Annotated in this window: 23 protein-coding genes and 1 riboswitch; of the genes, 14 read left to right on the top strand and 9 right to left on the bottom strand. The window is 43.0% G+C overall.

The window, feature by feature from the left end:
- Positions 1 to 96: 96 nt before the first annotated feature.
- Positions 97 to 2,424: a S9 family peptidase gene (locus C9I43_RS13145; protein ID WP_107883726.1), complete on the top strand. Its 2,328-nt coding sequence runs from the start codon at positions 97 to 99 to the stop codon at positions 2,422 to 2,424.
- 104 nt (positions 2,425 to 2,528) lie between these two features.
- Here the strand turns inward: C9I43_RS13145 and arcA are convergent, their stop codons facing one another.
- Positions 2,529 to 3,245, bottom strand: coding sequence for a two-component system response regulator ArcA (arcA, locus tag C9I43_RS13140; RefSeq protein ID WP_076497949.1), 717 nt, complete (start codon positions 3,243 to 3,245; stop codon positions 2,529 to 2,531).
- Positions 3,246 to 3,835: 590 nt separating this feature from the next.
- Here arcA and C9I43_RS13135 point away from each other — a divergent pair.
- From C9I43_RS13135 to C9I43_RS13125, 3 genes are all read left to right on the top strand, one after another.
- Entirely contained in the window at positions 3,836 to 4,273 is a 438-nt protein-coding gene (locus C9I43_RS13135) for a DUF3293 domain-containing protein (protein ID WP_076497947.1), read from the top strand.
- Between the two features lie 103 nt (positions 4,274 to 4,376).
- A riboswitch (Lysine riboswitch) is annotated at positions 4,377 to 4,551 on the top strand.
- A gap of 149 nt (positions 4,552 to 4,700) precedes the next feature.
- Positions 4,701 to 6,056 carry a lysine-sensitive aspartokinase 3 gene (lysC, locus tag C9I43_RS13130; RefSeq protein WP_107883725.1) on the top strand — a complete coding sequence of 452 codons (1,356 nt, stop codon included), beginning with the start codon at positions 4,701 to 4,703 and terminating at the stop codon, positions 6,054 to 6,056.
- Between the two features lies 1 nt (position 6,057).
- On the top strand, positions 6,058 to 7,179 hold the full coding sequence (locus tag C9I43_RS13125; RefSeq protein ID WP_107883724.1) for a succinylglutamate desuccinylase/aspartoacylase family protein: 1,122 nt from the start codon (positions 6,058 to 6,060) through the stop codon (positions 7,177 to 7,179).
- A 62-nt stretch (positions 7,180 to 7,241) separates the two neighbouring features.
- Here the strand turns inward: C9I43_RS13125 and C9I43_RS13120 are convergent, their stop codons facing one another.
- The gene (locus tag C9I43_RS13120; RefSeq protein WP_107883723.1) at positions 7,242 to 8,207 is read right to left on the bottom strand and encodes a zinc transporter ZntB; all 966 of its coding nucleotides are present in this window, start codon (positions 8,205 to 8,207) and stop codon (positions 7,242 to 7,244) included.
- Positions 8,208 to 8,393: 186 nt separating this feature from the next.
- Here C9I43_RS13120 and C9I43_RS13115 point away from each other — a divergent pair, with 186 nt between their 5' ends.
- On the top strand, positions 8,394 to 8,768 hold the full coding sequence (locus C9I43_RS13115; protein ID WP_076497939.1) for a YacL family protein: 375 nt from the start codon (positions 8,394 to 8,396) through the stop codon (positions 8,766 to 8,768).
- Between the two features lie 101 nt (positions 8,769 to 8,869).
- On the opposite strand, the gene C9I43_RS13110 is transcribed toward C9I43_RS13115, so the two are convergent.
- Entirely contained in the window at positions 8,870 to 9,499 is a 630-nt protein-coding gene (locus C9I43_RS13110) for a response regulator (protein ID WP_107883722.1), read from the bottom strand.
- A complete protein-coding gene (narQ, locus tag C9I43_RS13105; protein ID WP_107883721.1) occupies positions 9,492 to 11,309 on the bottom strand; it encodes a nitrate/nitrite two-component system sensor histidine kinase NarQ in 1,818 nt (605 codons plus the stop codon). Before narQ ends, C9I43_RS13110 begins: the two co-directional genes overlap by 8 nt.
- Before the next feature lie 240 nt (positions 11,310 to 11,549).
- Between narQ and nrfA the strand changes: the two genes are divergently transcribed.
- Positions 11,550 to 12,953: an ammonia-forming nitrite reductase cytochrome c552 subunit gene (nrfA, locus tag C9I43_RS13100; RefSeq protein WP_076497933.1), complete on the top strand. Its 1,404-nt coding sequence runs from the start codon at positions 11,550 to 11,552 to the stop codon at positions 12,951 to 12,953.
- Between the two features lie 80 nt (positions 12,954 to 13,033).
- Here nrfA and C9I43_RS13095 read toward each other — a convergent pair whose 3' ends face one another.
- Positions 13,034 to 13,576 carry a hydrolase gene (locus C9I43_RS13095; protein ID WP_107883720.1) on the bottom strand — a complete coding sequence of 181 codons (543 nt, stop codon included), beginning with the start codon at positions 13,574 to 13,576 and terminating at the stop codon, positions 13,034 to 13,036.
- Positions 13,577 to 13,905: 329 nt separating this feature from the next.
- On the opposite strand from C9I43_RS13095, the gene C9I43_RS13090 reads away from it, so the two are divergent.
- The 4 genes from C9I43_RS13090 to aroG all read left to right on the top strand — a co-directional run bounded on the left by C9I43_RS13090 (position 13,906) and on the right by aroG (position 17,333).
- Complete coding sequence (locus C9I43_RS13090; protein WP_076497930.1) at positions 13,906 to 14,244, top strand: P-II family nitrogen regulator; 339 nt, start codon at positions 13,906 to 13,908, stop codon at positions 14,242 to 14,244.
- 10 nt (positions 14,245 to 14,254) lie between these two features.
- Positions 14,255 to 15,505 (top strand): ammonium transporter AmtB, encoded by a 1,251-nt coding sequence (gene amtB, locus C9I43_RS13085; RefSeq protein WP_107883719.1) that lies wholly within the window; start codon positions 14,255 to 14,257, stop codon positions 15,503 to 15,505.
- A gap of 186 nt (positions 15,506 to 15,691) precedes the next feature.
- On the top strand, positions 15,692 to 16,030 hold the full coding sequence (locus C9I43_RS13080; RefSeq protein WP_076497927.1) for a hypothetical protein: 339 nt from the start codon (positions 15,692 to 15,694) through the stop codon (positions 16,028 to 16,030).
- Between the two features lie 247 nt (positions 16,031 to 16,277).
- The gene (gene aroG, locus C9I43_RS13075; protein ID WP_107883718.1) at positions 16,278 to 17,333 is read left to right on the top strand and encodes a 3-deoxy-7-phosphoheptulonate synthase AroG; all 1,056 of its coding nucleotides are present in this window, start codon (positions 16,278 to 16,280) and stop codon (positions 17,331 to 17,333) included.
- Positions 17,334 to 17,420: 87 nt separating this feature from the next.
- Here the strand turns inward: aroG and C9I43_RS13070 are convergent, their stop codons facing one another.
- On the bottom strand, positions 17,421 to 17,597 hold the full coding sequence (locus C9I43_RS13070; protein ID WP_107883717.1) for a hypothetical protein: 177 nt from the start codon (positions 17,595 to 17,597) through the stop codon (positions 17,421 to 17,423).
- A 475-nt stretch (positions 17,598 to 18,072) separates the two neighbouring features.
- Between C9I43_RS13070 and C9I43_RS13065 the strand changes: the two genes are divergently transcribed.
- Both C9I43_RS13065 and C9I43_RS13060 read left to right on the top strand, forming a co-directional pair.
- Entirely contained in the window at positions 18,073 to 19,869 is a 1,797-nt protein-coding gene (locus C9I43_RS13065; protein ID WP_107883716.1) for an ABCB family ABC transporter ATP-binding protein/permease, read from the top strand.
- Positions 19,870 to 19,949: 80 nt separating this feature from the next.
- Positions 19,950 to 20,207, top strand: coding sequence for a hypothetical protein (locus tag C9I43_RS13060; protein WP_076497922.1), 258 nt, complete (start codon positions 19,950 to 19,952; stop codon positions 20,205 to 20,207).
- 114 nt (positions 20,208 to 20,321) lie between these two features.
- Here C9I43_RS13060 and C9I43_RS13055 read toward each other — a convergent pair whose 3' ends face one another.
- The 3 genes from C9I43_RS13055 to C9I43_RS13045 form a co-directional block, all read right to left on the bottom strand.
- Positions 20,322 to 20,531: a hypothetical protein gene (locus C9I43_RS13055; RefSeq protein WP_076497920.1), complete on the bottom strand. Its 210-nt coding sequence runs from the start codon at positions 20,529 to 20,531 to the stop codon at positions 20,322 to 20,324.
- Positions 20,532 to 20,962: 431 nt separating this feature from the next.
- Complete coding sequence (locus tag C9I43_RS13050; RefSeq protein WP_107883715.1) at positions 20,963 to 22,453, bottom strand: FMN-binding glutamate synthase family protein; 1,491 nt, start codon at positions 22,451 to 22,453, stop codon at positions 20,963 to 20,965.
- A 10-nt stretch (positions 22,454 to 22,463) separates the two neighbouring features.
- Positions 22,464 to 23,039, bottom strand: coding sequence for a histidine phosphatase family protein (locus tag C9I43_RS13045; protein WP_107883714.1), 576 nt, complete (start codon positions 23,037 to 23,039; stop codon positions 22,464 to 22,466).
- Between the two features lie 213 nt (positions 23,040 to 23,252).
- On the opposite strand from C9I43_RS13045, the gene C9I43_RS13040 reads away from it, so the two are divergent.
- Both C9I43_RS13040 and C9I43_RS13035 read left to right on the top strand, forming a co-directional pair.
- Positions 23,253 to 23,864 carry a DUF5610 domain-containing protein gene (locus tag C9I43_RS13040; RefSeq protein WP_076497915.1) on the top strand — a complete coding sequence of 204 codons (612 nt, stop codon included), beginning with the start codon at positions 23,253 to 23,255 and terminating at the stop codon, positions 23,862 to 23,864.
- A 116-nt stretch (positions 23,865 to 23,980) separates the two neighbouring features.
- Positions 23,981 to 24,730 carry a ferredoxin--NADP reductase gene (locus tag C9I43_RS13035; protein WP_076497914.1) on the top strand — a complete coding sequence of 250 codons (750 nt, stop codon included), beginning with the start codon at positions 23,981 to 23,983 and terminating at the stop codon, positions 24,728 to 24,730.
- Positions 24,731 to 24,765 lie beyond the last annotated feature (35 nt).

The raw sequence follows: 24,765 nt of genomic DNA, 5'->3' as shown, positions 1-24,765 counted from the left end.
TTATATGCTATTTCTATTTTGAGGTGGCCTCTGGCACAATGTCGGCTTGTTTTTAATCGCTACCTTGTTAGGCGATTATGTATCCAAGGAATAATAATGACTAAAAATGGATTAACTTGGTCCTTCAAGCAAGCGTTTAAGTTAAGCGCTCCTCTACGAATAACTACTCAGGTCGCTATGGTTTCAACTGCAATCGCTTCAACCACTTTGATTTCAACTCTGACGCCCGCTTTTGCTATAGAAGGCGGTAAACAACCACTGACGATTGAGCGCATGAATGCATCGCCTGCATTAGCGGGCAGTAGCCCTCGGGGCTTAAAATTGTCACCCGACGGTCAGCGCGTCACCTATCTTGCTGGTCGTAAAGATAACCAAAATTTTTACGACTTATGGCAAATGGAGGTCAAAACCGGTGAATCGAGTTTGCTATTAAGTGCCGATAAACTTGCTATCAATGAATTATCCGATGAAGAAAAAGCGCGCCGTGAGCGCCAACGCATTTATGGCGAAGGCATTATGGAGTACTTTTGGGCCGATGATAGTAAAGCATTATTAATTCCCGCTTCTGGCAATCTGTATTACTTTTCCCTCGTTGACAACAGCGTGACTCAATTACCGATTGGTGAAGGTTTTGCTACTGACGCACGGCTGTCACCTAAGGGCAACTTTGTTTCTTTTGTGCGCGATCAAAATCTGTATGTGTTAGATCTGGCTACGAAAAAACTCCAAGCTATGACAACCGATGGCGGCGGGGCGATTAAAAATGCGATGGCTGAGTTTGTTGCTCAAGAAGAAATGGATCGCATGACGGGTTACTGGTGGGCGCCCGATGAATCGGCCATCGCTTTCACCCGTATCGATGAGTCCGGCGTCGAGCAAGTGACGCGTAACGAAATTTATGCCGACGGCATTAAGCTCACCGAGCAGCGTTATCCCTATGCTGGTAAAACCAACGTCGAGATTACCTTAGCTGTGGTCACGTTAAAGGATAAAGCCATTAATTGGGTGACCCTGCGCGAACAGAATAGCGAAGATAACAGCAAAGACATTTATCTGCCGCGCGTTAATTGGCTGCCCGATAGCAAGCATTTGTCGTTTCAGTGGCAGAGCCGCGACCAACATAAATTAGATTTACAGCTAGTAGCTTTAGATGCTTTGACTAAGCCGAAAACCTTAGTTAAAGAGCGCAGTGACGCTTGGGTTAATCTCAATAATGATCTGCACTTTTTAAAGCAGCAAGCAGCTTTTATTTGGGCGTCGGAACGCGGCGGCTTTAATCATTTGTATTTGTTTGATTTAAAAGGTCAGCTCAAAACGCAATTGACTAAAGGCGAGTGGGCAGTTGATGAGCTCGAATACATAGATGAAACCGCAGGCTGGGTGTATTTCACGGGGCGTAAAGATACGCCAATCGAGAAACAGCTTTATCGTGTACCTTTAGCGGGCGGAAAAGTTGAGCGCGTGAGCACGCAAGCGGGGATGCATGATCCGGTTTTTGCCGATAATCAAAGTGTCTATCTAGATTATTTCAATAGCTTATCCCAACCTCCGCAAATTAGCTTACACGGTGATAAAGGGCAACAACTAGCATGGGTTGAGCAAAATGCCGTTAAGCAAGGCCATCCTTTGTATGACTATGCAGGACTGTGGCAAATCCCTGAATTTGGTGAGCTCAAAGCCGAAGATGGCCAAATGCTACAAACCCGTTTATTTAAACCGATTCCCTTTGACGCGAGTAAGAAATACCCTGTTGTAGTACGGGTTTACGGTGGGCCACACGCACAATTAGTCACTAACAGTTGGAGCGAGCAGGACTACTTTACGCAATACTTAGTGCAGCAAGGTTATGTGGTGTTTCAATTAGATAACCGTGGCAGCGCCCATAGAGGTACTCGGTTTGAGCAAGTGATTTACCGTCATTTAGGCGAAGCTGAAGTGAACGATCAAAAAGTGGGTGTGGACTATTTACGTAGTCTAGCTTTTGTTGATGCCGACAATGTGGCGATTTACGGCCACAGTTATGGTGGTTATATGGCGTTGATGAGTTTATTTAAGGCGCCAGATTACTTTAAAGCGGCGATTTCGGGCGCACCAGTGACCGACTGGCGCTTGTATGACACCCATTATACTGAGCGTTATTTAGCTCATCCCAATAGTAATGAAAAGGGATATGAAGCCAGTAGCGTGTTCCCCTACGTGAAAAACTATCAAGCGGGTCTATTGATGTATCACGGTATGGCTGATGATAACGTGTTGTTTGAAAACAGCACTCGAGTTTATAAAGCGCTACAGGATGAAGGAAAATTATTCCAGATGATCGATTATCCGGGATCTAAACATTCGATGCGCGGCGAGAAAGTGCGTAATCATTTATATCGTTCACTGGCTGACTTTCTCGATAGACAGCTGAAAAGCACGAAATAGTTGTACTAAAAAACAGCTATAAAAAAAACCAGATCCTAGGACCTGGTTTTTTTATGAGTCGATTCTTATCGAATCGACAGTTGTTTCTTGTCGTTTAGAGGCGATTAAGCTTCTAAGTTACCGCAGAAACGATAGCCTTCACCGTGAATAGTCGCGATGATTTCTGGCGTATCTGGCAAGCTTTCAAAATGCTTACGGATACGACGAATCGTCACGTCAACGGTACGGTCGTGTGGCTTAAGCTCACGGCCAGTCATTTTCATCAGTAGATCAGCACGGGTCAGAATTTTGCCTGGGTTCTCAACAAAGTGCAGCATAGCGCGGAATTCGCTACGTGGCAGTTTGTAAGATTCACCCTGTGGGCTGACTAACGAACGGCTGTTGATCTCTAAGCTCCAATCATTGAAGCGATAGTATTCTACTGAGCTCTTCTCTTCTACTTCAGCGCCAGCGCTGTTGACGCGAGTCAGAAGATTGCGAGCACGAATCGTCAATTCACGTGGATTGAACGGCTTGGTAATATAATCGTCCGCGCCAATTTCAAGTCCAAGGATTTTGTCGACTTCGTTATCACGACCAGTCAGGAAAATTAGACCTATATTGTTGATTTCGCGTAGTTCACGCGCTAACAATAGGCCGTTTTTACCTGGTAAGTTAATGTCCATAACAACTAAGTTAATTTTGTTCTCTTGCATAGCCTTATGCATTTCTGCGCCATCATTGGCCTCTGTTACCACATACCCTTCTGCCTCGAAAATACTTCTCAGCGTATTACGGGTAACGGCTTCGTCTTCAACGATCAGAATGTGCGGATTTTGCATATTATTTACCTAAATTTTAACCAGTTTATACTAACCAATAAGAGCAGCTTACTTCGGGCTCTTATATTCATAAAAGCATTGATACTTAGAGACTTCCTTGAACCATTTTAGTGTTCTAAAGAAAATCATTACGACAACACGTTAGGATGCAGACTAAAACACGTATTAAGTGTAATACGAGAAAACGTAATCAGTACCAACTTCGATAAGCAATAGTTAGAATAAGTTCCTTAACTATTGTTTTTTTAAAATGTTGAAATGATAAATTAAATGTAGAACATATTTAGACAGATGCTCGACCAGTTTGTATTATCTGAAACAATATAAGTAACAAACTGTATTAAAGCTAAGCATCTCGCGTAATCTACTTCAACTCATCAGTACGTGTATTGTACTCGTTTTAGTCATTTGTTAACAAATGAAATGTTAACAAATTTTAGACGGGTACTGAATTCTAGCATGATATTTACTTTAGTTATTGATTAGTTTAACTAATGCAGTATGTGTTCCTGTGAGCTTGGTCACGCCCCTTTGGATTTTATATTCTGTCTGCTACACTAATTTGGGTTAAATTTTTGGTTAGACGACTAATGGACAACACAACTCAACATTTGTTATGGCAATGCTATCAAACACCGTTATTTTTGCTAACTCAAGCATTATCCTGTAATTTTTCGTTTGCTATTATTACCGCTCATAATCCCGCTGCAATGCTCCTTAGCCCCAGTCAAAATCGTTTACTCGATCGCCAGTTACTGCGTGAAATTGAATTACTCGGTAGTCCCTATCGTGCGCTAGTGGGCGCCGCACCGGATTTATCCCATATGGAAAAAAGCTGGGCGGTGTTTATTGATAGAACTATGGCACTGCAATTAGGTAAAAAATTTAATCAATATGCGATTTATGTTGTTGAACAAGGTGATGTGAGCTTAGTGCCTTGTCTGTTAAATGGGCATGATGAAGTGTGTTTGGGAAAATTTAGCGAGCGGGTCAGATTGGTGTCTGAACTACCCGATATGCGTAATTAACCCCGCTATTTTTAAAGATTTCATATGATTTTGGATTTGCGATGAAATTAGCATTGACTTCATTAGGGGTTTATTGCTACTTTTTTCGTCCCTTTCTTCGGAAAGGAACAGAAGAGGAGCGTTAACTAGGTAGTCGGTTAGAGGAGCACAAACTCCAGTGATGACCGATGAGGGAGATTAACGCCGAGGCATAGATATGGTTGTTGCATGTTTATGTCGGTCGCTCGGGCTGAATCCTGACGATTGTCACCTGTAATTGGTGGAGAGCTTCTGGTGACGATTGCTGTTTCCCTCATTTGGGGTGCGTTATCATTGAGCACCAGGCTCTTCGAACGAAGTTAGTTCGGAGTGTAATCATGTTAGTTAATCAATATCTTGTTCAATCTGCTGTTATTTCTCGCCCTACGTATTTTGCGGAGGTGAGCTAATGTCCCTTGTTGTCGCAAAATTTGGTGGCACTTCCGTCGCCGATTATAGTGCTATGAATCGTTGTGCTGACATAGTGTTAGCCAATCCTAATTGTCGTTTGGTCGTGGTGAGTGCCTCAAGCGGCGTCACAAATTTGTTAGTCGAATTGACCCAAGAGTCGATGAATGATGACGGACGCTTACAACGATTAAAACAAATTGCCCAAATCCAATATGCTATTTTAGATAAGTTAGGCCGTCCTAGTGATGTGGCTGCAACATTAGATAAATTACTGAGCCGTATGGCAATATTAAGCGAGGTGCTTGCCACGCAACGCAGCAAAGCAACCGTAGATGAACTGTTATCTCTTGGTGAGCAATGTTCTTCGGTACTCTTTTCTGCAGTGTTTCGTGAGAAAGGTGCTAACTCGAGTGCATTTGATGTACGCCAAGTGTTGCGTACTGACAGCAATTTTGGCCGTGCTGAACCACAAATAGAACACATAGCGACGCTATCTCGGGATTATTTACAGCCATTATTGGCGGAGCAAATAATTGTGACTCAAGGTTTTATCGGTGCCGATGAAGCCGGTCAAACGACGACGTTAGGCCGTGGTGGTAGTGATTATTCTGCTGCATTATTGGCTGAAGCTCTGCGTGCATCTGCGGTCGAAATTTGGACTGACGTTGCGGGGATTTACACCACAGATCCTCGCCTTGCGCCCAATGCATTTCCGATTGCCGAAATAAGCTTCAATGAAGCCGCCGAAATGGCCACCTTTGGTGCCAAGGTATTGCATCCTGCGACCATTCTTCCTGCTGTCCGTCAACAAATTCAAGTGTTTGTGGGTTCAAGTAAAGAGCCTGAAAAAGGCGGCACTTGGATCCGTCACCAAGTTGAAGATGCACCTATTTTTCGCGCAGTAGCATTGCGCCGCGATCAAACGTTATTAAACCTCCACAGCTTGCAAATGCTGCATGCACAGGGCTTTTTAGCCGAAACCTTTGCGACATTGGCGCGGCATAAGATCAGTGTGGATTTAATTACCACCTCAGAAGTTAACGTGGCGCTGACGCTGGATAAAACTGGTTCAGATTCAAGCGGCCAAGGTCTATTGAGTGAGGCATTGCTGCAGGAGTTATCCCAACATTGTCGCGTACGTGTTGAAGATGGCTTGGCTTTAGTGGCGATTATTGGTAACCGTATTGCAACTACGCCCGGTATTTGTCGACGTGTATTTGAAGTGTTAGAACCCCACAATGTACGAATGATTTGCCAAGGTGCCAGCCCGCATAATCTGTGTGTGTTAGTCGCAGAATCGGAAGCGGCGCAAGTGGTTAAATCGCTGCACCAAAATTTGTTCGAAGGCATTTAATATGTTGCCGACAACATCGTCTGTTCAAATCGGGGAGCTTGCTGCAGGGCAAGCGCTCACTATCCCTATTTACCATTTTAAGCCGAGCGCCGATAAGGCAACCGGCCCAAAAGTGTATATTCAGGCCAATGTGCATGGCGCAGAGGTGCAAGGTAATGCGGTGATTTATCAGCTGATGAAGCAGCTAGAACACTGTGATATTCGCGGCGAAATTATGTTAGTGCCACTGGCTAATCCTCTGGGGATTAATCAAAAAAGTGGTGAGTTTACCCTTGGCCGATTTGACCCAATTACAGGGACAAACTGGAATCGCGAGTATTTGAATCACGTTATCGACTTGCCGACTTGGTATCGCGAACACGCCAATTTAAGTGACAGTGAGCTGATTCAAGCCTATCGCAGTACGTTAATTGAAGCATGCCAGCAAAAATTACAGTATGAATGGGGTATTACCACCGGCCATAGGCTGGCGGTCAACTTGCAGATTATGGCTCATGGCGCCGATATCGTGCTTGATTTACACACAGGCCCTAAGTCTTGTAAGCATTTGTATTGTCCTGAATATGACCTAGCCGCCGCGCAATTTTTATCGATTCCTTACACGCTAATTATCCCCAATAGTTTTGGCGGTGCGATGGACGAAGCGGCATTTTGTCCTTGGTGGCAATTAAGTGATATTGCAAAGTCACAGGGGCGAAATTTAGCCGTTGCTGTGTCGGCACTAACCTTGGAATTAGCAAGCCAAGAGCGAGTGTGTCTTGAGGATGCGCGGGTGGATGCCCAAGGTATTTTGGCGTATTTGAGCCATCGAGGTGTGATTGCGCAAACGGTTGCACCGGCCAAAATGCCGCGTTTTGGTTGTTACCTTAAAGATTATAAAAAGTATCATGCACCAAGTGCCGGTTTAGTGGAATATCTTGCGCCTGTAGGTGAGCCATTAACGGCGGGACAACCGTTAGTTAATCTATTGCGAATGGATTTATACGGCACGGCAGATGAACTCAAAACCTTAAGTTTACCGCAAGATTGCGTGCCTATCTTACACTTTGCCTCGGCATCTGTGCACCAAGGGACTGAGCTTTACAAAGTCATGACCCAAGTGTTCGAGTTACCGACAACATAATAGCTAACATTAGTAATAACAGCGCCAATCCTAATCGATTGACGTTGTTTTTATTGATGTGGCTATAACCATTTAAATCGATAGAACAGCGCCATTTGTAGTGCAACGAGTGAGATTAATATGCCGCAGAAGGTGGCAAAGGCCCAAGTGTTGTCCGCGCCCGGTATGCCACCAATATTGACCCCAAGTAAACCTGTTAAAAAGCCCAGCGGTAAAAAGATTGCCGACACTAAAGATAAGAAATATAAGCGTTTATTAAGCTGTTCTGATTGTTGGCTGAGTAATTCTTCTTGAGTCACATTAGCCCTATCGCGCAGGGCATCAAGATCTTCTATCGTGCGAATAAGCTTATCGTTTGTTTCCCTGAGTTTGAGTCTTTCAGAGTCGGTAAACAGACTGAATTGTTCTGCAATCATTTTTGAGAATGCTTCGCGCTGCGGGGCTAAATAGCGGCGAATAGCCACAGTTTGACGACGTAACTCCGCGATGTCGGTACGCAAATCCTTTACATTACCCGAGACAACTAGCTCTTCTAAATCAGATAGTTGTTCTTCGAGTTTATCGATAAACTCGACTTTTCGATTGGTGAGCCGTTCACACACAGCAACAATAAAATCGCCAGTTGTAGTTGGGCCTGAGCCTTCAATGATTAATTCCGCTACATCTTTAACTGATTGTAACTCGCGATCGCAGGTCGAAATTATCCGCTGCTTATCGGCGAAGATACGCACCGCTATCATGTCTTCGGGAGCTGAATTGGGGTTAAGGTTAACCCCGCGTAACGCAAGTAATATACCTTCGCCAGCGATGACGGCGCGGGGGCGAGTATCTTGCGCCAGTAAAGCATCACTTTCGACTTTAGGTAGGCCGCTATTGAGTATCCAGTGGCGCGCTTTTTTATTGCGATAGCGAAGATGCAGCCAGAGTAAACCATCCTTGGGATCCCATTGTTCAATTTGTTCTAAGCTTAAAGTTGAACCCGCTTGAGCACCACTAAGCACTAAACTATAGATAAATCCATCGTGCATATCACATTCCATTTAACGTCCAGAATCATGTAAACAAGCTAACTGATTTTACAAAGAAAATGAAGTCGGTACTTAGCACTGTGATAGGAGATCTGCATTAATAAACATAACAGACTGAAGCTAAGCAACTTCGCTGCAGATAGGTTAAAATTAGTCTGAGTAGGCTTAGCACAAAGAGACCATAAAATGGAATTCGAATTTCGGCGTAATAGTTTAACGGGCACTTTTTTGGCCAATTTCAGCATGGATCATGAAGTGCTTGGGCAATGGTTTACGGAGGAATTAGGGCCAGATTTAGTCCAAATCCAGCAAGTATTGGATACGATTAACGCAATTCAAAACGATAAATTGGGAGCATGGCGCCTTGTTGGTAATGATTTTACCTTAGAATTAGAGCGTGAGCAGGCGCGAGTTTTTGCCAACACCTTAGGCTTTGAACAAGAATATGAATTAGAAGAAGCAATGTCGCTTTATGATGCCGAGTCTGAAGCCTATTGTGGCCTAGAGGATTTTGAGCAAGCGTTGTTGAGCTGGCGACAGTTTGTAGAGAAGGGCCTGTAACCATCTGTCGAAATGATATATTAAATTCTGATCCAAAAAACGAAAGGCAATCAGATGATTGCCTTTCGTTTATCTGCTATAACGAGTGATTACTCAGCATATTATTGATTCAGATAGCGCACTGCCATTTCGGTTCTCGACTTGGCATTAGCTTTACGCAGTAGGTTTTTCACGTGTACTTTGACCGTGCCTTCACTAATGTGTAAATGCTCCGAAATCATTCGGTTACTTAATCCCTCTGCCAGTTGCTCCAATATTTGCAGCTCCCTTGGGGTTAAGGTTGCTATCCATTCTTGCTCATCGGTGGCATCTTTTAGTTCGTAAAGATATTCCTCAACCTCTTCACTTATTACCCTGTGGCCAAGCATGGCGTTTTTGAGTTTTTCAAGGAGTAAGTCAGGCTCAGTATCTTTGAGTAAGTAGCCATCGGCACCAGCACGTAATAAACGAATAACATCCTGTTTAGCATCGGATACTGTCAGTATCACTATGCGCGAGGTCACACCTTCTTGGCGCATGGCGTTAAGGGTATCAAGGCCCGTCATACCTTTCATATTCAGGTCGAGCAAGATGATGTCTGGCTCATCGGTGGCAACGGAAGTTAATGCATCTAAACCGCTGCCCGCTTCACCAAACAAGTTGAAATCAGTATCTGAAGCGATGAGTTGGCAAATGCCTTTACGCAAAAGAGGATGGTCATCGACCACCAGAACAGAATAAGGTTTACCCATTTAAAGGCTCCTGTTGAGAGGGAAAAATAAGCGTCACTCTAGTGCCTATTGAGCCGTTGGCATACTGCGTTGGGCCTAATGGATTATTGGAGCTGACTGTATCTGCTTGTTTACTGCATCCTTGCTCAATTATTGTTGTATCGGTATCAAAGTGAGTAGGTGTGTTATCACTAAAAATAACCCTGCCTGAAAGTTTACTCGCTCGTTCGTGCATGATCCCTATGCCAAAGTGTTGATCGCGTTCTTTTAAATATTTAACACCTATGCCGTTATCACACACATTAATATTGACCATACCATATTCATCTTTATAACAATGTATGTTAATCAAACTCGCTTTGGCATGTTTGATGGCATTAAGTGTGGCTTCTCGAGTGATTTGCAGTATATGAATATGTTGTTTTGCTTCAAGCCATTGTGGTGCCAGTTTATAGTGTAGAGTGATCTTCACCTCCGTTTTTGCTCTAAGCTGTTCGAGCATAGCTTCTAAGGCGCTTTTTAGATCAGGCTCTTTGATGGTTAATCTAAAAGTGGAGAGTAACTCCCTGAGCTGCACATAGGCTGTACTCACCCCTTCGTTGATTTCAGTGAGTTGATTTTCAACCGATGGGCTACGGCAACTGTAGTCTAAGTTTTTACGCAGCAAACTAATTTGAATTTTTAAAAAAGACAGCACTTGTCCAAGTGAATCATGTAATTCCCGCGCAATCACGCCGCGCTCCTCCATCAGTGCTAGTTGCTGTCTCTGCTCAGTTGCATTGTGGATCACGATAGAGCGGTTGAGCATAATGGCGAAATTACTAAACAGTGCAATATTGGGCGTTTGGTCAGAGATTAACTCTAAATAACCTAGGTTAGCGTGCTCAAATTGTAGCGGAAAACGTGTGGTTTCTGATGGTGAATCTGGCCAGCCGCCATCGGCTTCAATGATCTCAATTTCTTGTTCTGGGTACTGGATGATAAGTCGTAAATGGTTGAGTGATTCATAATTTTTTAGCTGGTTTAGCGCTGACTTTAGTGCCTTGTAATCAAGTTTATTAGCATTTAATGTCATGAGGTTATCATACAAGAATGTCAGCTCATTGTTTGCCCTTGTCAGTGCTAAAGTTTTTTCAGTCACTTGAGACTCTAAATCACCATACAAGGTCGCGAGTTCTTTGGCTGTTTTTTGTAGCGCATTTTTCAATGCGGTAAGTTCGATATATTCAGTTTCGGGCATTTCGATTTCAAAATTACCCTTTGAAATCGTATTCGCCGATTCCATTAATTTTTGTAACGGGATCACCACTTTTTTGCGGGTAAAACGTACAACAACAAAGGCGATAATCAGCATTATGCCTAGGCCTAATATTTGGCTAGCGGCAAGTAACTTAAGCTTAAAGGCGGCGTGTTGCTCCATTTCGAGTACCAATAAATCGATGGTATCGACAAAATCCTTCAAAGACGTCACATAATCGCGAGAGTTTTCCTGCTCAATATAGTGCTTCATCACTAACCATTTATCGACCACGAGTTGGTATTGGTTAATAATTTTTGGCTGGCTTAACCAGCCTTTAGTCGGTTGCAGGGCTTCAGAGTGGAGGGTATTTTCAAATTCCATTATTTTCTTGTGGGCATTGTCGCTACCTGAATTAGCATAGAACATCAGTCGATAACTTTGCATGCGTAGCGAACCTGAAGCGTTAATGGCTTTAGCATCGCCTAAACTGTAAGACAAATTGATGATAGCAAAGGTCGACAAACTACTCGAAAGTAGAATAAGTATTAACATTACCCCTAATATTTTAGAGGTAAGACTGCCTCGTTTCATTATTCCGCTATCCATCTTGGTGGCCATTGTCGTTGCGTTTTGCAGTGTTTTTTACATTAGAAAATAATGTAATACATTAACAAAAATACAGAAGTGTGAACAACAACACGATTACATTTTGATCTAGCGCAAACTTCACACACTATACTCACTAAGAGGTATGTCTTTGGAGGGGGTAAGCTATTAAGTTCGACCATGGAGATGTCGTAATTAATAACAATAATGCAACACGGAGATGAGATGATGAAGAAGATGACAGGTAAGTCCCTTGCATTAAGTGCATTGGTTGCCGCCAGCTTCATGGCAACGAGTGCAATGGCGAGTGATAAGACCGAACCTCGTAATGAAGTTTATAAAGATAAGTTTGCTAACCAATATAATAGCTGGCACGACACGGATAAAAGTGAAGAGATGGTTGATGCGCTTGCCCAAGACCCTAATATGGTGATCTTATGGGCGGGCTATGGTTTTGCTAAAGATTATAATGCGCCTCGTGGTCACATGTATGCCATAACCGATATGCGTAATACTCTACGTACCGGTGCTCCTGTGGATGCAGAAGATGGTCCAATGCCTATGGCGTGCTGGAGCTGTAAGAGCCCAGATGTACCTCGTTTGATTGAAGAGCAAGGCGAGGACGGTTATTTCAAAGGTAAGTGGTCAAAGGGCGGCCCTGAAGTGACTAATGTCATTGGTTGTGGTGATTGCCATGAAAAAGGTTCTCCAAAGTTACGTATTTCACGCCCTTATGCAGATCGTGCTTTTGAAGTGATAGGTACACCCTTTAGTAAAGCTTCAAAACAAGATAAAGAGTCAATGGTTTGTGGTCAGTGCCACGTTGAATATTATTTTGAGAAAACCGAAGATAGAAAGAATTTTGTTAAATTCCCATGGGATATGGGCATGAATGTTGACAAAATGGAAGTCTATTATGACTCAATCCAATTTTCAGATTGGACACATGCTCTTTCTAAAACACCTATGCTAAAAGCTCAGCACCCTGAGTATGAAACGTGGAAAATGGGCATTCACGGTATGAATAACGTCAGTTGTGTTGATTGCCACATGCCAAAAGTGACCAATGCAGCAGGTAAGAAGTTTACTGATCATAAAGTGGGCAATCCATTTGACCGTTTTGAAGAAACATGTGCCACTTGCCACAACCAAACTAAAGAGTTTTTGGTCGGTGTGACGAATGAGCGTAAAGCTAAAGTCAAAGAGATGAAGTTGAAAGCGGAAGAACAATTAGTTAAAGCACACTTTGAAGCTGCCGCGGCTTGGAAAGCGGGTGCAACTGAAGCTGAAATGCAACCAATCTTAACTGATATCCGTCATTCACAATGGCGTTGGGACTTAGCTATTGCGTCTCACGGCGTAGCGGCTCATGCTCCAGAAGAAGCACTGCGTATGCTGGGAACATCAGTCAATAAAGCTGCTGATGCGCGGGTTAAGTTAGCGCAATTACTGGGTAAAAAAGGCATCACAGATCCAGTGGCCGTTCCAGATATTTCGACTAAAGCTAAAGCACAAGCTGTATTAGGTATGGACATGGAAAAAATGAATGCAGACAAAGAAGCATTCAAGAAAAACGTGTTACCTAAGTGGGATGAAGAAGCGAAAAAACGCGAAGCAACCTACAAATAATTAGCCATATTTTAAACTGAGTTAACCACGCTCTACTAAAAAGCCCTCGATATCGAGGGCTTTTTTATTGGGTATCAAACTCACTTTATGAGTTTGATTAATGCTCTAAAGCGATCACCTTGTGCTTGGTGCTGTAATTCAAATAATAACGATTCCACATTGGTTAACTGTGCCCCTTGTGCTGTCATCATTTGGATCCCAAGTTGTTTATTATCGGCACTACGTGAGGAGACGCCATCAGCAATAACATGTACTGCATATTGTTGTTCGATAAGATCACAACAGGTTTGGTATACACAAACGTGGGTTTCAATACCTGCGAGTAATACATGTTTGCGATTTGTCTTAGTGAGTGCTTGTGCAAACTCTTCACAGTGCCAGCCGCTAAAATGCTGTTTGGCTATAGGGGAGCTGGTTTTATTCAGTAAGGTTTGTAGCTCAGGGCTGGTGGTGCCAAGTTTATCTGGTAGTTGTTCTAACCAGAGTATGGGGATTTCAAATAATTGTGCACCTTGAATTAAGGTCTGTAGCTGTTGGTGCAATTTTTCACTGTTATTCATGATTTGTGCGAGTTTCCCCTGCACATCGACGATAACAAGAACACATTCTTCGGGTTTTAACATCGGGTCTTCCTTCCGTGCTTAATAGTTATCTTAGTCTGATCTTTGTTATTAGGACTGCGTGGTTTAGCTCTTACTTCATTTCCTACCTATCCAGTAAACCCCAATTTAACCCTGTTACCAATAGGCCTAAGGTCGAATGGTTACTGTAGTGGCATTGCTCGTTAAAAGAGCAACTCTAATCCGTTACTGCTCTTTTATGGTGCAATTAGCGTCTAAAAGAATAGCGTTAAATGGTTTTAATTATTAAAAATCAATGCTTTAAATATATGGCCTAATGATTGAATTATCTTTGATACAAGTTAATAACAATCGTGTTTTTGGAGGTCAAAATGAAACTCGTCAGTGCAATCATAAAGCCATTTAAGTTGGATGATGTTCGTGAGGCTATTGCTGCAATCGGCATTGAGGGTATGACAGTGACCGAAGTTAAGGGCTTTGGCCGTCAAAAAGGGCACACAGAGCTGTATCGCGGCGCCGAATATCAGGTGGATTTTTTGCCAAAAGTAAAACTCGAAATAGCGATTAAGGCCGAGGATCTGGACATGCTTATAGAGGCTATTACCACCGCGGCCCATACCGGAAAAATTGGCGACGGTAAGGTTTTTGTTGTTGATTTAGAACACGCTATCCGTATCCGTACGGGTGAACTCGATACAGAAGCGTTATAAGGGGCTAACAATGGAAGAGCTAACAAAATTAGGCAGTACAGTCACTGAATTACGCTTTGCGCTTGATACATTTTACTTTTTAGTTTCAGGTGCTTTGGTTATGTGGATGGCCGCTGGGTTTGCAATGTTAGAGGCGGGTTTAGTCCGCTCTAAAAATACCACTGAAATATTAACAAAGAACGTGATTTTATATTCAATTGCCTGCGTTATGTACTTGCTCGTTGGTTATAACATTATGTACGTAGATAATGCTGAAGGTGGATGGTTACCTAGTTTAGGTATGCTAATCGGCTCTCAATCTGCAGACGCAAGTCATGCGCTCGAAGCTGATTTCTTCTTCCAAGTCGTCTTTGTTGCCACGGCGATGTCGATTGTCTCTGGGGCTGTGGCTGAACGGATGAAGTTATGGGCTTTCCTGTTCTTTTCCGTGGTAATGACAGGGATTATTTATCCTGTTGAAGGTTATTGGACGTGGGGACAAGGGTTTATCACTAAACTGGGTTTTGTAGACTTTGCGGGTAGCGGTATCGTGCATATGACGGGAGCTACGGCTGCAATAGTGGGAGTATTATTATTGGGGCCGCGTAAGGGGAAATATGGCCCTAACGGACAAGTGAATCCGATACCAGGCTCTAACTTACCTATGGCAACATTAGGGATGTTTATTTTGTGGATGGGATGGTTTGGTTTCAATGGCGGCTCGCAATTAATGCTCTCGGATGCAGCGAATGCCAGCTCAGTGGCTAAAGTGTTCGTTAACACGAATACCGCCGCCGCTTGTGGTGCGATCTCGGCGCTTATTGTGTGCAAGATGATTTGGGGCAAAGCAGATCTCACTATGGTACTCAACGGTATTCTCGCCGGTTTAGTCGCCATTACTGCTGATCCGTTATCTCCATCGTTGTTAATGGCGGGAGTCATCGGTTTAGTGGCTGGTGCCGTCGTGATATTCTCGATAGTGGGTTTAGATCGCATTAAAATCGACGATCCTGTTGGCGCGATTTCAGTGCACGGAGTGGCCGGATTCCTAGGGTTAATGTGTGTGCCATTATCCAACAGTGACGCGACGATAAGTGCCCAGTTAATAGGGGCTGCAGTGATTTTTACTTGGGTATTTTGCTCATCATTTATAGTCTGGTATGTGATTAAAATGACCATGGGGATCCGCGTTACCGAGGAAGAGGAATATAACGGTATGGATTCTTCTGATTGCGGTATTGATGCGTATCCTGAGTTTGTCACAGTGAAAAGTGCGAGTTGATAATACACCTTGATGCATAGCGTAGTTCGAGGGATAGTAAAGCAGAGCTTCGGCTCTGCTTTTTTATGGATTTGGTTTTTTATTGAGGGTCAATTATTGAGGGTCAATGTAGAACAAACGAGTCGGCTTAGTATTAAGCTGCTGACTAAAAAAATTTATATTATAGCGATGGTTTAGGAGCTAACTATGCGGTGGAATTTAAACGCAGATCGTCGAGTTATAAGCCTTTTTTTGATTGTTATCTCAGGGCTAATATCAACTTCTGTGGTAGCCGGTGAAGTGATCGTTAATCGTTCGAGTGAACCTATAGATGCTTTTGCGGTGCGCGACCAAGTGCTTAAAGATTTTGAGTGGCAGGAATCGATTCGTCGGCAGCAACAAATTCAAATTCTACAGGCTTTACCCTTTGGTTGTATTACTGCTATGCGTCCTTATCGATATTTTATCTGTGGTGAACGTCATTACCGACCATATAACTACCAACAGCGCGAGTTATATATAGAGATTGACCCACCTGAGCAGTAGCTAGCAGCTTAACTCGGCAGTTACCGTGAAATGAACGATTGAGTGTGAATGTCATTAGATGCAACTTTTAGAGTTACTGAATTTAAAAATATATTAAAACAATTAGTTATATTTGATTTTTTCAAATAGAAACAAGTTGGTTGCATTGACGTTTCAGACTCGATAAATTTAACTCAGTATTGCAGTTGAGATCCCTTATCGCAGCGATAGAAATAGCCTAAAAAACCAGCGTTGGAGCAGTAGAATTATGTATTACCAAAATGATGATGTTCGCATTAAAGAAGTAAAAGAGTTACTTCCTCCTATTGCGATTCTTGAACGATTTCCTGCTTCCGAAAAAGCTTCTGCGACAGTATTCAATGCACGCAATAATATTCACAATATTCTCGCCAAAACAGATGATCGCCTTTTAGTGGTGATTGGACCTTGTTCAATCCATGATCCTAAGGCCGCATTAGAATATGGACAGCGTTTAGTTGCGCTGCGTGAACGCTATAAAGATCAACTCGAAATTGTAATGCGAGTGTATTTTGAAAAACCGCGAACCACAGTGGGTTGGAAGGGATTGATTAACGATCCTTACATGGATAACAGCTTTAAACTCAATGATGGCTTACGTACCGCGCGTAAATTATTAGTGGATTTAAATGATAGCGGTATGCCGGCAGCGGGTGAGTTTCTCGATATGATCACCCCGCAGTATATGGCAGATTTAATGTGTTGGGGTGCTATTGGTGCCCGCACGACAGAGTCACAGGTACATAGAGAATTGGCTTCGGGTCTTTCATGCCCAGTAGGCTTCAAAAATGGAACTGACGGCACGATTAAGGTTGCAATCGATGCGATAGGTGCCGCCAATGCACCGCATCATTTTTTATCAGTGACTAAGCTCGGCCATTCGGCAATTGTTTCGACTAAGGGAAATCCTGATTGCCATATTATTTTACGGGGTGGTCGTGAGCCAAATTACAGTGCACCGCATGTGGCTAAAATTAGCGAACAATTATTAAAAGCTCAACTGGCTGATAATATTATGATCGACTTTAGTCATGCTAATAGCAGTAAAGAGTATCAACGCCAGATGGTGGTTGCTGAGGATGTCGCAGCTCAGCTAGCAACGGGTAATATGGCTATTTTTGGGGTTATGGTTGAGAGCAATTTAATTGCAGGTCGTCAGGATTTAGTAGCAGGTCAAACATTATGTTATGGCCAGAGTGTGACCGATGCATGTATTGGTTGGGATGATACTGAGCGACTTTTAGCCATATTAAATCATAGCGTTATCGAACGCCGCCAGAATTAATATTAATACCAACGCGAAGTGTTGATGATGCTGAACAATGGCTAAACTTAAAGGCGCTATATTAGCGCCTTTATTCTGTTAATTTTCCTATGCTGGACTTGTTTCAGCTAGATATTCGTTTGCTTTGGCTAGGCTGCCAAAGGCGGCAATAAGGTTATCTCTTCCTTTATCTTGGATCTCTGGATTGCCTGATTCAATCATCATCCACACCCAAGTTTGGATCAGTGGTAGGGGTGGGTACTGAACTTTAGCTGAGTCGAACATAACGCTTCCTTTGATCTTAATTTAATGGATATGCTTTAATATTATCGCGATAGCTTTGGCGTGACAATCACCAAGGCTCGGGCTTGAGCTTAACAAACTCTATCGTTTTTTATAACTATTTACATGATATTCCCCACTGAAACTGAAGAAATAATCAATAACGACAGTCGTCTCGTTAAAATCGTTCTCAATGGCTGCTAATATTCTGTTTTAATCGGTTATTGCTGCAAGATTATAAGCACTGATGAGGATGCTGGCAGTTGTATGGGTTTGATCTGTGTGGATGACTACAGCTAGACGATATGCATCAGCTTTTAGCGATAAATTAGGTTAAGATAGTGTGCTTTACATTGTAAGTAGGTGGTGACGTAGGGAAATGAAATCTAGTTGATTTTATTCGTGCTTTCGCCGTCTCAGCTTACTTATTTAGTCTGACATTATTGCAACTAGCCTAACTCATTAAAGGTTATATTCCATGCGCCCAACGCATTATTTAGACGGTCCAGTTGATAAATTAAACTGGCATGTTATGAAGTTACTGTGGCCTTATCTGTTGGAATATAAAGGCCGCATAGCACTAGCCATGTCATGTCTGGTTGTGGCTAAATTCACCAGTATCGCGTTACCTTTTATTCTAAAACATTTAGTTGATACTTTAGATGCCGATAAAACGGCGCAAGCGCTGAGTGTGCCTGTCGGCTTAGTCTTAGCCTATGGCATTTTTCGTTTACTCACGGCTATTACTGGGGAGATCCGCGATACCTTATTTGGTCGCGTGACGGAGCGGGCAATTCGACGTCTAGGATTGGCGGTATTTGAGCATTTGCACCGTCTGGATCTTGATTTTCATCTAGAGCGTAAAACGGGTGGTCTATCCCGTGATATTGAGCGTGGCACTAGCGGTGTGAGTTTTCTCATGCGCTTTATGGTGTTTAATATTGTGCCCACTTTACTCGAAATTATCATGGTTATTGGCATCTTCTTCTTTAACTATGGTATCGCTTTTGCCGCCATTACCTTTGCTGCGGTGCTGGCCTATATTATTTTTTCTGTGGTGGCGACTGAGTGGCGTACCGAATACGTACGGGATGCTGCCAAGGCTGACTCTCTATCAAATAGCCGTGCAGTCGATAGTTTATTAAACTATGAAACCGTAAAGTATTTTAATAATGAGCAATACGAATCTACTCGCTACGATCAAGCGCTTGAGCAGTGGGAAGTAGCAAAACGTAAAAACCGTTTATCTTTGTTTGCACTTAATGGTGGTCAAGCGGTCATTATAGCCTTAGCAATGACGGCTATGATGGCATTAGCAGCTTACCGAGTAACCTATGGCGATATGACCTTAGGTGATTTCGTATTGATTAATGCCTTTATGATGCAACTATTTTTACCCCTCAACTTTTTAGGTTTTGTGTATCGTGAAATTCGCGGTGCATTAGCCAATATTGAGCGCATGTTCAGCTTACTTGATAAACACCCGATGATCGTTGATTGTCCCCAAGCATTAGATTTTCAGCCTTCAAAGGGAGAGCTTTCGTTTGAACAGGTGAGTTTTAGTTATGATGATCGCCCTATTCTTCGGGATGTGAGTTTTAAGGTTGCTGCGGGTAAAAAAGTCGCCGTTGTTGGTGATAGCGGTGCGGGTAAGTCGACACTGATTAAACTGTTATTTCGATTTTATGACGTAGACCAAGGTGCAATTAAAATCGATGGTCAAGATATTCGACATCTTACACAAGATGCATTGAGACGCGCGATTGCCATAGTGCCGCAAGATACGGTGCTGTTTAACGATTCGTTAGTTGAGAATATACGTTATGGTCGCCCGAACGCGAGCGATGAAGATGTGCGCAATGCGATTAAGTTAGCACACTTAGAACAATTTATTGGCTCACTGGCCCAGGGGTGGGACACCAAAGTGGGTGAGCGCGGCCTAAAACTCTCAGGTGGCGAAAAACAGCGGGTCGCAATAGCAAGGGCCATCTTAAAAGGCTCACCGGTATTGGTTTTTGATGAAGCGACATCTTCACTTGATAGCCGTTCTGAACAAGCTATTTTGTCGGCACTGCGTGAAGTGGCTAAGGGGCATACTAGCCTAGTAGTGGCACACCGATTATCGACGATTGTCGATGCAGACCAAATTGTAGTATTGAGCCAAGGAGAGATTGTTGAACAAGGTAATCATCAGACATTACTGTTAGCAAATGGCTTATATGCCAAATTATGGCGAATACAAAATGAGCAGCTGCATACTCACCCAAGCAGCTAATAGCCCAAGATAATTCAGTCGTTATTCAGCTTTAGCTCTCTATACTCAATGGCAATACATCATCCTGAAGAGATTTAAGCATGAAGAATATGACACTGAGAGCTAATATTGAAGGCAAAGAAGATAAAGTCACCACTGATTGGTATGCCATTATGGCAACGTTGAAAGATCGTGGTGTCGATTATGGTTCATTACAACGTATTTATGCTGAATTAAATGCAGGGTTATTAGTGACGACTCGCAGTCTTACCTTGGCTAAGGTCAATGTGGAAATGGTACTTGCGGGGGTTATCCGTGAGATGAATATGCCAGCAAGTTATAGTATGGGCCGACGTTAGGTGAGTAAAGGCGAGAGGGGTAATGTAAAAACACAAGGTAGGAAGTCGAGCGCGGTTGTTAGTCTCAATACCCCTGAAAACCTATATGCTAAAAATGCTCAGCGTAACAAAAAATCAAGCTTTATCGTTTAGCTTTGCCGCTTTCCAACCTTCACATAATAGGTTTAGTTTAGGTGTAGATTCATCAATGAGAGTGAGCCTAATAATCTGTCCTTCACGAAAACATACCATTTCACCTTCGATCTCAGTTAAACGGTTACAGCTTTTACAGCTCGAGCTGACAGTTTTACTGAGTGGTTGTTGGCTTAAGAAACTAGGTTTCAAGATACTTCCTTATGTTTTGTGTAGGTAAGATGATTAAAATGTTGTCTTACTTCACGAATCTTACCTCTTTTGTGGTACATATTCAAATATACCTTATGTAGATAGAGTGTAGACGAAAGTTTTACAGTCCAGTAGCTGCGCGTGGTTTAATGCAAATTACATTATCTATCTAATCAGTTCAGAGCCTTATAGGTATTTCAATCCGAGGCGCATTGACGCAGAAATGGTTATTCCCTTTTAAGTCAATGTAACACGGGAGTGGGATGCCAGTGAGGCTCCCAAAGGGCGGCTAATTTAACTGCATGGCAATGCGCTTTATACTGCGTTTAAGGCTTTCGACAGAGCACCACTATGCCTTCAAGCCTTCACCCTGTTTAAAGCGCGTTGAACACCCGCTGAATGAACAGATATTAAATACGATTGGTATGACGCTACTGAGCCATATGTGCATAGTATTTATCGAGTGAGACCGATAAACCACTTTCTAGCACGATCCGTACATGTGTAGGTTTGAGTTGCCGAGGTTCTGTTACACCACAAGAGTGTGCAATTAACCCTAAATCATGGTGCAAGTTATGATGATAGTTGGCAACACGAGTCGATTTATCCCGAGGGTTTAATCCTTGCTGTAATTTAGGATTGTGCGTTGTGATCCCCGTTGGGCACGTATCTTTATTGCACTGCAAGGCTTGAATACAGCCAAGAGCGAACATATTGCCACGTGCTGACGCGATAAAATCAGCGCCTAATGCTAATGCCCAAGCTACTTTTGAAGGGACGACAAGTTTCCCAGATGCGATCACTTTAATGCGTTTACGCAAGCCCCGCTGGATTAAAATTTTTACTAAAATTGGTAAGCTTTCTTTCAGTGGTAGGCCAACGTAATCCATTAACGATTGCGGCGCTGCACCAGTGCCACCGTCGGCACTGTCTAAGGTGAAAAAGTCGGGGGCAGAATCCTCTCCACGGCGCTCAATTTCATCGCATAAATCCTCAAGCCACTGCACATCGCCAAGTACTGCTTTAATGCCAGTGGGTTTACCGGTTACTTCACGTACTCTTGCAATCATATCCAGAATATCATTCACGGATTTAAATTCGATGTGACCATTGGGGCTAATAGAATCGTGCCCTGGCGGAATACCACGAATATGCGCAATCTCTGCCGTGACCTTTACACCGGGTAAAATACCCCCTTTGCCGGGTTTGGCGCCTTGGCTCATTTTAATTTCAAACATTTTAACTTCGGGATGAAGCGCAATCGCCTTGAGTTTTTCATCGTCTAAGTGTCCGTGTTCATTGCGAACACCATATTTAGCCGTACCAATTTGAAACACGAGATCGCAGCCACCTTTAAGATGATAAGGGCTCAAGCCACCTTCTCCCGTATTCAGCCAACAACCTGCCTGCGCAGCGCCATGGGAAAGTGCTGTCACTGCTGGGCGTGATAAGGCACCAAAACTCATCGCTGAGATGTGACAAATTGCATTGGTAGTATATGGCTGACGACAATGTGTCCCTATGGTAAGTGGATGGATTGGGGTGACATCTTCATCGGGAGTCGGGAAGGCAGTGTTCATAAACATAATCGTGCCAGCATTATCTAAGGGCCGCGTTGAACCGAATGCTATGGTTCTATCTACGTTTTTAGCCGCGCGGTATACCCAGCTGCGTTCTGCCCGGTTAAAAGGAAGTTCTTCCCTGTCTTGGGCAAAAAAGTATTGTCTAAAGAATTCGCCTTGTTTCTCAAATAAGTATCTAAAACGGCCTATCACGGGGTAATTATGTCTAATGGCTTGTTTAGTCTGCATTTTGTCAGCGATATACATATAGACTACCGCCAGAACCCCAAGGGCCACTAGAATCAAAAAGAGCCCGGAAAACAGGTCGAGTCCCCATATAAACCAATTAAGTTCACTCATGTTTTTATCCTTATTCTTGTCCGTAACGGGTAGCGATTAAGCTCGCGGGTTGGCCATCATTAAGCGAGAGTAAGAACAGCTGGCTGTAATCATCTTCATTAATCGCTTGAATCTCAGGTCCGCCAAGGGCTTTGATGATGAGGGGCACAGTGTCGGAATGCCCTGCAATCAGCGTATTTCCTTGCACGGCATACACTTGCTCAACAATGTGTTGGATATGTTGTGCGATAGCATTCGCTTCCACAATCGTCACCGGTAAATGGCGAACTTCAGCAATGGGCTCAAGTGATTGCTGAGTCCGCTGGTATTGAGTTGCAATCAGTTGCGATAGCGGCGTGCGATGTAAAACATTGATCAATAATGTGGCGCGCATGACTCCTTTAGGAGACAACTGCGGATCTTTAACTGGCGTGTCAGCTTTTTCGGCATGCCTGACAATAATGATCAGTCGGTTTTCTGCATTAGCTTGGCTAATCGGTGCGAAGTTAAGGCTAATAAATAGAATGAAGGTCAGTAAGTTAACTTTTTTTATATGCGTCAGTAAATGATATTTAAACCCACGACTAATGAGGCGGCTTACTGCCATTATGTAACATCCTTTTCTAGCATTTGTGGTTATTAGCTTAGCAATAGTGATGTAGTGGCGGTCATAAAAAATAACTAATTTATGTACAACATATCAACACCTTGTGGCTTTGATGGTACTTCAATTTTAAAAATTACTAAAGCCGGTTAAATTTTGGCCGATAGTTAAGTTAACCCTATAATCAAATTAACGTGAGTTAAATGGATAACTATTATGGAAATTAATAAGTCTCTCCCGGTGCAAAGTGCACCTTTGCCACAGAAAAAGAATGCTGAAAACGCGGCGCCTAAGAATACCGACGTGAGTGATTTAAAAGAAGTTAAAGTAACCTCTAAACAAACTGCTCAACAAACAAGTAAGCAACTGATGAATCAGGCTATTTTATCGGCTCAGCAGGACGTCAATATTAAATCTGGTGATAAGTCGATGGTATTACTTTATCGTGCTGCGATAGAGTCGATTAATAAAGAATTAGCGCCAACCATGGGCCAGAATGCAATTCAAACCGCTTATGATAATGGCGTAGATACTTCACCCGAAGCTACCGCTGACAGGATAGTGAGCTTTGCGACAAAGTTTTTTAGTGTTCATCAGCAGCAACATTCAGGTATGAGTCTAGACGATCAACTTGAGAGTTTTATGGGAATTATTGGTGGTGCAATTGATAGTGGTTTTAAGGATGCAAAGGATATTTTATCTGGCCTTAAAGTGTTGCAGGGCGATATCGCTAAGGGTGTTGATAAAACTTACTCCTTAGTGCAAGACGGACTACAGGCTTTTAGAGATAGTTTTAAGCCAAAATCGGAAGACACTCAAGCAGGCTGAATGTAATGTTTTATTTGAGCATTGTTAGATCAAGAACCCCTTCCAATAAGGGGTTTTTGTTGTGTAGATAACAGTTTATGCTAGGGTCTATCTAACGTTTCGCTTGAGGGCAAGTTATGTGGACCAGTGGACAAGTTATAGAGCGTATTGATTGGAGTGATAAGCTATTTTCACTGCGAATTGCCACCGAGCTAGCGCCATTTATCCCCGGTCAGTTTATTAAACTGAGCCAAATGCAAGGTGACAAACGGGTCGCCAGAGCCTACTCATTAGTTAATTCCCCCGATAAACCCTATGCTGAAATACTCGCCGTTGCGGTCGAAGATGGTCTACTTTCTCCCCAGTTACACAATCTTGCCATTGGTGACGAAATTGACATTACTCCCACCGCGGCAGGTTTTATGACTTTAGATGAAATACCTAAAGGCAAACTTCAAGGTAAACACTTGTGGTTTTTGGCAACAGGAACCGCAGTAGGGCCTTTTCTGTCTATGCTTGATACTGCTGAGCCGTGGCAACGTTTTGAAAAGGTGGTGTTAGTCTATGGTGTGCGTGAGGCACAAGATTTAGCTTATCTTGATAAACTACGTGGATTAGAACAACAATACCCTGAGCAGTTTAAACTCATTTTAAGTGTGACCCGTGAAACGATTACCGATGCTTTACAGTGTCGTATTCCTGATGGTTTGGTGTCGGGTGAAATTGAGGATACAGCGGGGCTAACGTTAAGTGCTGCGGATTCTCAAGTGATGATTTGTGGTAATCCGGGTATGATTAACGGCGCGCAAGCGGCCCTACTGAATAAAGGTTTGGTTAAGAATCTACGGCGAGCACCAGGACAAATTACTGTTGAGAAATACTGGTGATCTGCATTTGCAAATAGTGATGCTAAACTCGCTTG

Source organism: Shewanella morhuae, from assembly GCF_003028295.1.
GTDB lineage: Bacteria > Pseudomonadota > Gammaproteobacteria > Enterobacterales > Shewanellaceae > Shewanella > Shewanella morhuae.
This window is presented reverse-complemented; position numbering and strand designations above follow the sequence as displayed.